General features: G+C 35.3%; 8 protein-coding genes, 1 tRNA gene and 2 pseudogenes. 8 read left to right on the top strand and 3 right to left on the bottom strand.

Annotated elements, in window-relative coordinates; translation table 11 throughout:
• Positions 1-48: 48 nt before the first annotated feature.
• Entirely contained in the window at positions 49-228 is a 180-nt protein-coding gene (locus tag Wcon_RS11310) for a hypothetical protein (protein WP_147269137.1), read from the bottom strand.
• A 331-nt stretch (positions 229-559) separates the two neighbouring features.
• Here Wcon_RS11310 and dnaE point away from each other — a divergent pair, with 331 nt between their 5' ends.
• The 6 genes from dnaE (at position 560) to Wcon_RS11075 (ending at position 7,325) form a co-directional block, all read left to right on the top strand.
• Positions 560-3,982: a DNA polymerase III subunit alpha gene (dnaE, locus tag Wcon_RS11100; protein ID WP_114517157.1), complete on the top strand. Its 3,423-nt coding sequence runs from the start codon at positions 560-562 to the stop codon at positions 3,980-3,982.
• Between the two features lie 48 nt (positions 3,983-4,030).
• Positions 4,031-4,804 carry a 30S ribosomal protein S6 gene (gene rpsF, locus Wcon_RS12950; protein ID WP_114517156.1) on the top strand — a complete coding sequence of 258 codons (774 nt, stop codon included), beginning with the start codon at positions 4,031-4,033 and terminating at the stop codon, positions 4,802-4,804.
• Positions 4,804-5,082: a 30S ribosomal protein S18 gene (rpsR, locus tag Wcon_RS11090; protein WP_114517155.1), complete on the top strand. Its 279-nt coding sequence runs from the start codon at positions 4,804-4,806 to the stop codon at positions 5,080-5,082. The genes rpsF and rpsR overlap by 1 nt, the downstream gene beginning before the upstream one ends.
• Positions 5,083-5,085: 3 nt before the next feature.
• Positions 5,086-5,610, top strand: a complete 525-nt coding sequence (rplI, locus tag Wcon_RS11085; RefSeq protein ID WP_114517154.1) for a 50S ribosomal protein L9 — start codon at positions 5,086-5,088, stop codon at positions 5,608-5,610.
• Between the two features lie 351 nt (positions 5,611-5,961).
• Complete coding sequence (gene purB / locus Wcon_RS11080) at positions 5,962-7,254, top strand: adenylosuccinate lyase (protein WP_114517153.1); 1,293 nt, start codon at positions 5,962-5,964, stop codon at positions 7,252-7,254.
• Positions 7,254-7,325: transfer RNA gene (locus tag Wcon_RS11075), tRNA-Met, on the top strand. The genes purB and Wcon_RS11075 overlap by 1 nt, the downstream gene beginning before the upstream one ends.
• 161 nt (positions 7,326-7,486) lie before the next feature.
• Here Wcon_RS11075 and Wcon_RS11070 read toward each other — a convergent pair.
• Positions 7,487-8,815: an iron-containing alcohol dehydrogenase gene (locus Wcon_RS11070; protein ID WP_114517152.1), complete on the bottom strand. Its 1,329-nt coding sequence runs from the start codon at positions 8,813-8,815 to the stop codon at positions 7,487-7,489.
• Positions 8,816-8,857: 42 nt separating this feature from the next.
• On the opposite strand from Wcon_RS11070, the gene dapE reads away from it, so the two are divergent.
• Positions 8,858-10,054: a succinyl-diaminopimelate desuccinylase gene (dapE, locus tag Wcon_RS11065; protein WP_114517151.1), complete on the top strand. Its 1,197-nt coding sequence runs from the start codon at positions 8,858-8,860 to the stop codon at positions 10,052-10,054.
• A gap of 680 nt (positions 10,055-10,734) precedes the next feature.
• A pseudogene (locus tag Wcon_RS11055) lies at positions 10,735-10,908 on the top strand (IS4-like element ISWosp8 family transposase); the annotation flags it as partial.
• A 431-nt stretch (positions 10,909-11,339) separates the two neighbouring features.
• Here Wcon_RS11055 and Wcon_RS11045 read toward each other — a convergent pair.
• Positions 11,340-12,012: pseudogene (locus Wcon_RS11045) on the bottom strand (IS630 family transposase); the annotation flags it as partial.

The following is a 12,012-nucleotide window of genomic DNA, read 5'->3' as shown; positions in this document are numbered from 1 at the left end:
CTCAAAAAACGTTGTGTTTTAGCATAATTTTGTGCTCAATATGCTTATTTATAGTAAAAATTTCTGGATTTCAGCATCAAATGCTGGAATATGGGTATCATTCAAGTAGCCCTTTGTTGTCATCCCAGTGCTCCGACACTGGGATCCAGGAATCAGCGTCACGCGCTGGCTCTCTAAAATTACTTTAGCTATAAATATTAAGAAATTTACTAAATAAAAAAAAGACAAAAGAACCCCCGTATAGCGAGTTTTGACCCTATAATAATTTAAATTGGCGTTGTAATAATGTGCTAACGCTTATTTTAAGCGCGATTTGGCTGAATGTAGAAAAAATAAAAAAGACATGCAGCCGCTATAATTTTTTGTAATTTGCCAATAAATATCTGAGTTTTTTACTGAATTTTTGTTGTTGAACCCGCGCGGATCAAAAACAAGGATAAACACTCTTACTGTCATGGTAAGGGAAATGGCAAGGTTTGTCAAGTTTTTCCTGTTGGACCTTTTCATATCCTTACGGGTAAATTAATGTTATCCTTCTATTGCTAATCTAAAGTTTTTTATGTTCATACACTTACGTGTTCATAGTGTTTATTCGCTGCTTGAAAGCTCGGTTAAAATTGAGGAGCTGATCGGTCTTTGTTTGCGAAATAAAATGCCGGCGGTTGCAATTACTGATTCAGGTAATTTATTTGGCTCACTCGAATTTGCAGAATATGCAGCAGGTAGGGGAATACAGCTAATAATAGGATGCAATATTATAGTTAAACATTCAGAACAAAATTTATCTATATTATTGCTTGCAAAAAATGAACAAGGGTACACTAATTTAGTCACTTTGGTGAGTGAGTCTTTTAGAAAGCGCAAGAACAACAGCGATATTCCTTACGTTGATTTTGATGAGCTATTGAATTTAAGTACGGGTCTAATCGCTTTAACCGGTGGATGTTTGGCTCAACTATTATTGGGGCAAGATAAAGAAACGGTTGAAAAACTGCTTTCAGCATTCGATGGTCATTTATATGTTGAATTGCAGCGTCATGGGCTGAATAAAGAGCTAGAGCTTGAAGAAGCTTTGATAGACTTTGCTTATCAGTGCAATATACCACTAGTTGCAACAAATGACGTATTCTTTACAAATAGATCTGACTATGAAGCTTATGATATATTAACGTGTATATCAGAGGGTAGTTATGCTCTCGAAAATAACAGGAAAAAGCTAACCACTGAGCATTATTTCAAATCTGCAGCAGAAATGGAGGAGCTGTTTAGCGATATCCCCGAAGCAATTTATAACACCTTAGTAGTAGCTAGACGATGCTCTTACATGCCAAGAAGTAGGCAGCCTATTTTGCCTAAATTTCCTTGTCGAGAAAATAAAACTGAGAATGAAGAATTGAGGGAGCAGTCGATTGCGGGATTAGAGCTTCGTATTTCACAATCTTCTTCTGTCACCAGAACACCCTCCACTGTCATCCCAGTACTTGATACTGGGATCCAGAGAGATTCCAGCGTCACGCGCTGGAATGACACCAAACCAGATGATGACACACAACATGATATCGATTTCAAGCAATACTACGATCGGTTGAATTACGAACTAAGCGTAATAACTTCGATGAACTACGCTGGCTACTTTTTGATAGTTTCTGATTTCATTCGTTGGAGCAAAGCAAATGGCGTTCCAGTTGGTCCAGGAAGGGGTTCTGGTGCTGGGTCAATTGTTGCTTGGGCACTACAAATTACAGATCTTGATCCAATAAAATTTGGTCTGATCTTTGAAAGATTTTTAAATCCTGATCGTATATCGATGCCTGACTTTGATATTGATTTCTGCCAGGAAAAGAGGGACTTAGTTATTGATTATGTTTGGAAGAAGTACGGTTATGTTGCTCAAATAATCACTTTTGGAAAATTGCAGGCTAGGGCTGTGCTGCGTGACGTTGGTAGGGTGCTACAGATGCCTTACGCTCAGGTGGATAAAATATCCAAAATGGTTCCGTTTAATCCAGTAAACCCTGTAACTTTATCACAAGCGATAGAGTTTGATCAAAATCTGCAGAAAGAAAGGGACAGTGATGAAGTAATTGCAAAACTCCTTGATATCTCTCTTAAGCTTGAGGGAATATACCGTCATGTTTCAACTCATGCTGCTGGAATTGTAATATGCGATCAAAAATTAGAAAATTTTGTTCCTGTGTATTATGATCCAAATTCAGCTCTGCCAATCACTCAATATAGCATGAAATATGTGGAAAAAGCTGGGCTAATAAAATTTGATTTTCTCGGACTTGGTACGCTAACGCTAATAGATCATGTTTGTCGTTTAGTTAATCGCAATGAAAAAAAAATTGATATTTCTTCAGTACCTTTGAATGATCAGAAAACCTATAAAATGCTCTCAAGAGGTGATGCAATTGGAGTATTTCAGCTTGAAAGTTCGGGTATGAGAGAAGCTTTAATAAAGCTAAAACCAGACTGCATTGAAGACATCATTGCTTTAATCTCCCTTTACCGTCCAGGGCCTATGGATAACATTCCAACTTATATTGCAAGAAAACACGGGCTTGAAAAGCCAGATTATATTCACCCATTGCTTGAGGAGGTGTTGAAAGAAACATTCGGAGTGATAATCTACCAAGAACAGGTAATGGAAATAGCACGTATTCTCTCTGGGTATAGCCTTGCAGAGGCAGATTTACTCAGACGTGCTATGGGTAAGAAAATCAAAGAAGAGATGGATAAACAACGTGAACTTTTCATCCAAGGAGCAACGAAAAATGGTGTTGATTATGATAGGGCAAGTTATATTTTTGACCTTGTTGCAAAATTTGCTGGTTATGGATTTAACAAATCTCATGCAGCTGCATATGCGATTATATCTTACCAAACAGCTTACCTTAAGGCTAACTACCCGTTAGAATTTTTTACGGCCTTGATGAATCTAAATATTGATGATAGAGACAAGCTAAACTTATTTTATCATGCTGCAAAGTTCAGTGGAGTTGCTGTTCTTTCACCTGATATCAGCAAATCTAAGGCTAAATTTTCAATAGAGAGTGAACATGTACGTTACGGAATTGCTGCTCTGCGTAATGTTGGTTTGTCTATAGCGGAAGGGGTAGTAAACGCACCTTATAAGGACATATGGGAATTCGTTCAAAATTCGGGTCATATAATAAATAAAAGGGCACTAGAAAGCTTAATTAAATCTGGAGCATTCGATAGTGTGCATCAAAATAGAAAGCAACTATATGAATCAATAGATACGCTGATTTACTTTGCAAATAAAAATAGGCAGTCAAATCAAGCTGTTTTATTTGGCAATCTTAATGTCCTCAAGCCAAAACTCGAGGATGTGGAAGATTTCAATGAAGAGGAAAAATTAGAGCATGAGTTATTTTCACTGGGATTTTACTTAACTAATCACCCACTTGAAAAATTTAGAACTCTTTTGAAAAAATTAAATATTGGGTTTATCGGAGAGAGTAAGACGACAAAAACTGCTGGTGTAATATTAAATGTACGTATGAGAACTTCAGAGCGTGGAAGATTTGTTATCCTCACGCTTTCTGACCCCCACAATGTTTCTGAAATAGCATTCTACAATAATGAAATAATAGAAGAAAAAAGGAATCTATTTTCGCCTGGAACATTTGTAGTAATTGACCTTGAAATTTCGGAGAGCACAACGAGGCTATCAGGAAAGGACATATCTGAATTTACAGAAAAGGTCACTTCTCTAATGAGAGGATTAGTTTTAACTGCTGTATGTGCAGATTTGCAAAAAGTTGCTGAGGAGTTGAATTCAGTGTTGAAAAATGGAGGCAAAACCAAAATAATGCTTGAGCTTCTTCTTGAAAAACATAAAGTAAGCATCTTGTTGCCAGGTGCATATTCAATCACCCCCCAAGCTATTTGTGAAATATCTAACTTAAGTTGGATTAAAGGCATAGAAATTAATACAAATAACTTGCTTATATAAAAAAGTTTTATATAATAAAGTGTTTAATTGATATTAAAGGAAGATATAGTGAATCTTTATGAATTTACTTTTATAGCACAACAGAGCTTGTTGCGGCAAGAAGTAGAAGAAATGGTCCAAGAATTGGCTATTTCGTTGAAAAATATTAAAGCAGATGTTATTTCTCAGGGGGTTAAAAGTTTTATAGAAAGAGAATATGGCACAGTTACAAAACAAGAGTTAGAGACAAGTGCTGAAAACATTAAAGAGAGTCTGATTGTTTACTCTAGTGTCTTGGAAGAGCTTACAAAAATTTTATGGGTTGAGTTGGAAGAAGATTTCTCAAATTTAAAAGAAATAAAGTTAAAAATCGATAAAGAGTTGAAAGATGAACTAAGTGATACGGGAATAACACAAAATCTTATGAACCTTCCAGGAGCTAATACTAAAAGTGCATTTATCTATAATGTAGTAAATGCTTTTAAGGAAAATATTTCACAACATCTAATAAAGATCCTCCAAGAGGTTTTGAAAAGTTTTAAAATAGTAGGCTCAAATCAATTGAGTAAAACGCTGGAAGTGCTTTTGAAAAATATTGAAGCTTCAGGATTGATAAAATATGAATATTGGGGTCTATTGGATTTTGCATACCCAATAAATAAGGTGAAAAGTGGTCATTACTGTATGATGTGTATAAGTTCTACTTCAAGCATTATGGATGAATTTAAGCGTAGAGTAAAACTGAATGAGAGTATTATTCGCCACTTCTCTGTGCGGGTTAATGAGTTTTTTAAAGGTAAATCTTACATGATGGATAAACAAATTGAGGAGCAAAGTGCATAATGATGAAAAGACGAAATAGTTTTAATAATTCTTACGTATCTGTAAATAATAGAACTGGTTTTAAGCGTTCTAAAGTCTGTCCTCTTGCTGCATTTAAAGGTGAAGATATAGACTATAAGAACATAGATTTATTGTCTAAATTTACCTCTGACTATGGTAGAATGTTACCTAGAAGATTAACAGGTGTGTGTGCAAAAAAACAAAGGAAGTTACGCTTAGCGATCATGAGGGCACGCTTTTTAGCTCTTGCTCCTTACTGTACTAAAAAAGTTAGGTAATTTATGTTAGTAATTTTAAAGGAAAATATAAGAACTTTAGGTAAGCTTGGTGAAGTTGTCAAAGTTAAGCCAGGTTATGCACGTAATTTTCTTTTTCCACAAAAAAAGGCGATGAAAGCCACTAAGGAAAATTTAATAAAGTTAGAGGAACAGTGTTTGTTATTGGAAGAAGAAAATATCAAAAAGTTAAGTGCAGCAAAAGTGCTTGGATTATCATTGCATGATAAATTTGTAATATTAATAAAGCAGGCTTCAGAGGATGGAAAGATTTTTGGCTCTGTAACAACACGTGAAATTGCAAAAATTTTATCACAAGAAGGGTATGAGATAAGTCATCATAATTTATCTTTTGGTGGAATAAGTATCAAAAATTTGGGCGAGTATCAAGTAAATATAGAATTACATAGTAAAGTGATAGTACCAATTACCATATACGTTGTAAGATCTGAAAAAGATGCACATGAATTGAGGCAAGTAAAGTTGCAAAATCAGAAATCTGAGCAACAAGAAGATACAAATAACGAATAGCAGTGAATAAAACATCTCAACTACCAGTGTCGTCCCACTGCGTGACACACAACTGTGCAAACGTTTATCTCAGAAACAGTGTGTTAAATATTATGGCCGTTTTTGCCTCAAACACAAAGGTGTCATTCCAGTGCTTGACACTGGGATTCAGCCCTTTCATGCGATTCCATCGAAAATGCTGTTTTTACATAAAATTAGCTACTTTTACATTCACCTACTTAGTGTCTAATCAAAATGCCTGGATCCCAGTGTCAAGCACTGGCTCATGGTGGACTCAAATCATAATGTTCGTACAGTTGTATGTGTGACATTGGGGTCTAGCATGTGCAGGAATGAGTCAGAGTTCATCTAATGATCCCACGCTATAGCCGTAAAGAAATGTCTTCCATTTGGGAAGAAAAAAATAAGCTCAATATATGGCTCAAAATAGAAAAATTAGTGTGTGAAGCTCAAGCAAAATTAGAAGTAATTCCAAACGATGTTGCTAAAAAGCTCTCTGGTTCTATTGAATTTGATATTGAGCGTATCAATGAAATTGAATCTATTGTAAAACATGATGTTATAGCTTTTTTGACATACATTGCTGAAAAAGCGGGAGTTGATGTTCGTTATCTTCATTATGGAATGACAAGTTCTGATATTTTAGATACATGCCTTGCGGTTCAGTTGAAAGAATCATGTGATATTTTACTTGAGAATCTAGAAAATATACTTGCAGCATTGAAAAAAAAAGCTGAGGACTATAAAGATGTTGTTTGTGTTGGGCGCAGTCATGGAATGCATGCAGAACCAACAACTCTTGGATTAAAATTTGCTAGATTTTATGCTGAATTTAAACGTAATTATCAGAGATTAATTAACGTGCAAAAAGAGATCTCAATTTGTAAAATATCAGGTGCAGTAGGTAATTTTGCAAATGTTAATCCGTATGTTGAAGAGCATGTAGCGAAAGAAATGGGACTCATACCTGAAACCATATCATCCCAAGTCATTCCTCGTGATAGACATGCCATGTTCTTTTCAATTTTGGGAGTGGTTGCAAGCTCAATGGAAAATGTTGCTGTTGAAATTCGTCATTTGCAAAGAACTGAAGTTGGAGAAATTTCCGAATATTTTTCCACTGGGCAGAAGGGAAGCTCTGCTATGCCGCATAAGTGTAATCCTATTTTAAGTGAGAATTTGACTGGGCTCTCACGCTTAATACGCAGCTATGTATTTCCTGCATTAGAAAATGTTGCATTATGGCACGAACGAGATATATCACATTCATCTGTAGAAAGGTGCATTGCTCCTGATGCTTGTATAACAATGGATTTTGCTTTAGTGCGATTAACAGATTTGATAGATAAATTAGTGGTCAATAGAGAAAACGTTGAAAAGAATTTAAATTCTTCAAGAGGTTTAATTTTTTCACAGCGTGTATTACTTGAGTTAGTAAATAGCGGTTTAACTAGGGAAGAGGCATATAAAATTGTTCAGAACAATGCAATGAAAGTAAAGCAAGATAACAGTGGTTTTTTGTTCGAATTGAAACAAGATAAATCCTTGCATGGAATTATTGACTCTGAAAAACTTGAGTCTTTGTTTGATTTGAAGTATTATATGAAACATATAGATTATATATATAGCAAGGTTTTTAATTAGGCTGAGTAGCTCAGTGGTAGAGCAGGAGGATCATAATCTCTTGGTCGGGGGTTCAAGTCCCTCCTCAGCCACTCAAGCTAAACTATGTTTAGCGCCCTAGATTTACTTATGAAATGGTTACTATGGGTGGGTTATCTTTCTACCCAGGTGTACAGCTTAGTAGATAATAGGTAGGAAAAAGGGTTAGCTTTTGTCTTATGGCTCTTTTAATAACAGAATTTTACTACAAAACTTAACTTTCTTCTATACAGCTGGCCAGATCAAGAAAGGTGAATCTATCTCTTGTTACAAATGCAAGATTGACTACCTTGCAGTATTGCTCTTTGTTCCAACTTAGATGCTCAGGTAAGTATGGCATTGATAGATCTTCAAATACTTTCTGCAGATGTTTTGCAGATAGTAAATTTCGCTTAATTAAACTGGAAATATTATTCCATTCTTTATGAATGATCTCTCCAATTTTTTGTTGCATGATTTGCTTATATTTTAAAATTTTTGTAAATTCAGTATTATAAAAGTACTCTGCTAAATCTTCTGTCATCTCAGTAGCGTGACATCCAGAATCCTTACTGCCAAAGTAGTTTATTGGTTTAACGATAGGACTTTGTATTGATAATATCTTTTCCTGTAAATTAGCCATAGTAATCGTCGTAACAGCAATTTTTTCGCCATGTAACGAAGAGGAATAATCTTTTGTTACCATCTCCATTGCATGAGCTATCATATGTTCTCCTTGGCTTGCAGAGTAGCTGCCCTTTGATATCACCATTCCAAGTCCTGAAATCAATAAGGCTTCCATGAGTAATAAAACTATTCTTTTGTCTTTTTTAGCAAGCGCTAAGTGTTCTCTGAGCAAAATTTCCTCCAGGTTGCGAACAAGTTTAAAGGGGAGTTCATTATATTCTGTGCCAAGTAATAGATGAGATAATAGCCAATCGGCTTGTACTGTTGAACGACAGATGAAATCTGCAAATCCGCTTAATGTGAGGCGCAGTGGTGCATTGGTAATTATATCGGTATCAATGTATATTGCCTTTGGAAGATGTGCTCCAAACGATTTTTTATATCCATCAACTAATATTGAAGCGTTTGCAGAGCTGTATCCATTCATGGAAGCTGCTGTTGGAAAGGATATGTAGTTTTTGCTTTCTAAATAGCTTGCGTACTTACAGATATCATTAACAGTGCCACTGCCAAATGCAACTATTAGATCGCTATCTTTTGTTTTGTTTCTAACTAGGTTTACAGTTTTGAGAGAAGCAGCTCTGTTCAGTCTACCTGGTGTCATCCCAGTACTTGATACTGGGATCCAGGAAAAAGATGTATAGATTCCAGCGTCACGCGCTGGAATGACAGGTGTGGCTGGAATAATTAAGTGAGAAATTTTATTAAATATGTTTTTATTAAAAAGTTTTGCTGTATTTTCATCTGCAACTAAAAAAATGTCATTTCCGTATTGTCTACATATTTCATAGATATTATCAGCAAGGCAATGGTCTACTGTTACTTCCCTTATAAGAACTTGTTCAGTTTGCTGTAATATTTGTTTTAAATATCGCATAGAATGTTTACAATATGGTAATGTTAGTATTTCAAGATTGATATGAAGATTGACCCTGTAGAGCTAACTAAGAAATTAATTTCTTTTAAAAGTATAACACCAAAAGACGATGGGGCAATAGAGTATATAGCAGACATTCTCAAGAAAAGTGGTTTTGAATGTGAGATTTTGGAGTTTGGTGATAAAGTTAAAAATCTTTATGCGAAATGTATAAATGGGGTACCAAATTTGTGTTTTGCTGGCCATGTTGATGTTGTACCACCAGGTGAGTTAAAAGATTGGACGTCTGATCCATTTAAGCCAGAAGTGGGAGAGGGAATGTTATATGGAAGGGGTGCAGCTGATATGAAAAGTGGAATAGCCGCATTTATTGCTGCTATGGTAGATTCAGTTGCAGGTAAGTTTCGATTCAGTGGTTCAATCAGTGCATTGATTACCAGTGCTGAAGAAAGCACGGAAGAACATGGAACAAAGGCAGTTTTGGAATGGATGAAAAGTAAGCAAAAAAAGATAGATTTTTGTGTAGTTGGAGAACCAACCAGTAGTGAAAAATTAGGCGATACCATAAAAATAGGCAGAAGAGGTTCTGTAACATTTGAATTAATTTGCTATGGAAAACAAGGGCACGTTGCCTATCCAGACCTAGCGGATAATCCAATATATAAAATGATATCGATATTAAGTAGAATAAAAGATACCACTTTTGATAATGGTAATAAATATTTTCAGCCTTCACATTGCGAAGTTACTACTATCGATGTTGGAAATAATACTAGCAATCTAATACCTGGTTCAATAGCAGCAAGTTTTAATGTTCGATATAACAATACAAAAACACCGGACGGTTTATATAAGCTGATTGATGAAATATGCTCCAATGTAACCAACGATTATAAACTTTCTATGCAGAACAGCAGGAACGTTTTTCTCTCTACTTCTGATAGAAATACTGATATTATGCTTGATGCGATAAATAAAATTACCGGTATTGATGCTGTGCTGAGTACAAGTGGTGGTACATCTGACGCTGCGTTTATTAAGGATATTTGTCCAGTGATTGAATTTGGTATGATCAACAAAACCGCACATCAGACAAACGAATGTGTGTCAGTAGACGATATACACAAATTAACAGCTATATATAAGGAGTTTATAAAAAATTATTTTTACCCAACTAATAAAATACTAAACCAGATCAATGTAATTGGTAATGTTCCCGATGGTCCATTATTAGCTTGAGGTGCAGCTGCCTATAGAGAAGAAAACTTACTTGACAAACCTTCCCGCTTTCCTTTACCATGAAAATGAAGCTATATTATTTAACTTTCCAATTTGTGCAGATTAAAATGACAAGAAGACTTGTGTTTGGCGTACTATTTTTGCACTATGTGCACACTATGTCTTTATAAAATTTCTGGGTTTTTCCCTACACAAGCTGAAAAACGCTGTTTAAGACATCACCCAATGTCAAATTTTAAAATAAAGAGTAGAATAACTAGCTGCTACGGGGGTTCTTTGTCTTTTTTTTCTGCTGGTAAATTTTTTAAACATTTGTGATTGCATTTAAAAGCAGCTAAATTGCAGTGTTTAAGACTAAAAAGCGCCGATACTGAAAATAAACAGTGGTCAGGGCTTCTTTTGCCTTTTTTTACTTAGTAAATTTCTTAATATTTATAGCTAAAAGAGACCGAAAATGGTGGCGTGTGAAGCTGGTTCACTTTATGACGATGTCATCCCAGTACTGGGATGACAAGAAAAGAAGCACTGGTTTCAATATTTGCACATTAGCTAACATCTGAACAGGCAATGGCGTCAACTTAAGGGGAGATATTAAGGAGTAAAATACTACAAGAGACAGGACTTTTGTTTCTATTTTATTTCAATAAAAAAGTTTAAAATGTGTCTTTTTTAGGTGAGACATGCAAAAAGGAAAAAATCTTATCTTACAAATAAAAAATGCAATATACTCGAAAACTTTTCAGAAAATCCATTATATTGGAAAAAACAGTTTCACACGAACAAGAAAACTTCCTTTTTCGACAGTATTTTCTATGATTTTAAAGTTAGTTAAAAAAAGTTTAGGAATAGAATGTGTGCGCCAAGAGAAGCGTCTAGAACACAGTTGGTCAACTTAGGCAAAGTCTAGCCAACAGCCTAAAACGGACCATTATGCTACGTAAGGTAACAAACGTAGTAAAGCTAATGGAACGGACAATACAGGGTGCAACGAAAGTGAAGGTATTGAGTCCCGAAATTTCCGACATCATAGAGGTCAACATTTTGCATTTTAGTGGAAGACAGTATGAAGGATAACGATAAGGCAAGCTATCACTCACTCTATCGGGATCTAAGGCCGTATCATGTATTGAGATGGGTTCTAAATGAACTTGGGGATCCTTTGTATTCCTATTGAGGTACAAAGGGAAGTCGGACTGGTTGATAGTACTCAGAGTGTGGGAAAGCCGAATACAAGGGGAAGCGGTCAGCAATATAGTATAGCTCTTTTCATAATAGTCCGAAAAGCTTATAGAAAAGCGGAATCAACAGCATGACGAAAAGATGTGAATAGAGGGATGTTTTTCCTAGCTCTGTTTTTTATAGCAAACCAATGATGCTCAATTTTGTTAAAATCGGGAGAATAAGGCGGTAGATATAAAATTTCTGCGCCAACTCCTTTAGCAAATTCAGTAATCTTATTAGACTTATGAAAAGTAGCATTATCAAGGATAACAGTTTGTCCAGGTTTCAAAATCGGTGTCAGAAACTGCTCAAACCATTTATTAACATATTACAGTGGCCTTCAAATGTTAACGGAACAACTATTTTCCTGCCGTTTAAGGCTGCAATCATACTGATTCGTTGAATTTTTTTACCAGATTTTAGAGCATAAAACCTCTGTCCCTTCTGGCAATATCCATAAGGGTAGTCCTCGGTGTTATCAATGCCAGACTCATCTATATAAACTAAGTTTTGAGGTTCTTTTGTTGCTATAATTTTCAAAAATTCAGCGCGTTTTTCTTCGTCCCTTTCTTTGTATCCATATGTCTTTTTTTGCGTGTGAGTCCAATTTTTTTAAGAGCTCGATGAATCGTTGGGATACTAACATTGCTCCAAAGCTTAGCCATTTCCGATAGAGTTTTTCCACCATATTTTTTAGCAAATTCAGTAAATTTATTCCAGTCAGTAATTTTGTGATT

It is taken from the genome of Wolbachia endosymbiont of Cylisticus convexus, assembly GCF_003344345.1.
This window is presented reverse-complemented; position numbering and strand designations above follow the sequence as displayed.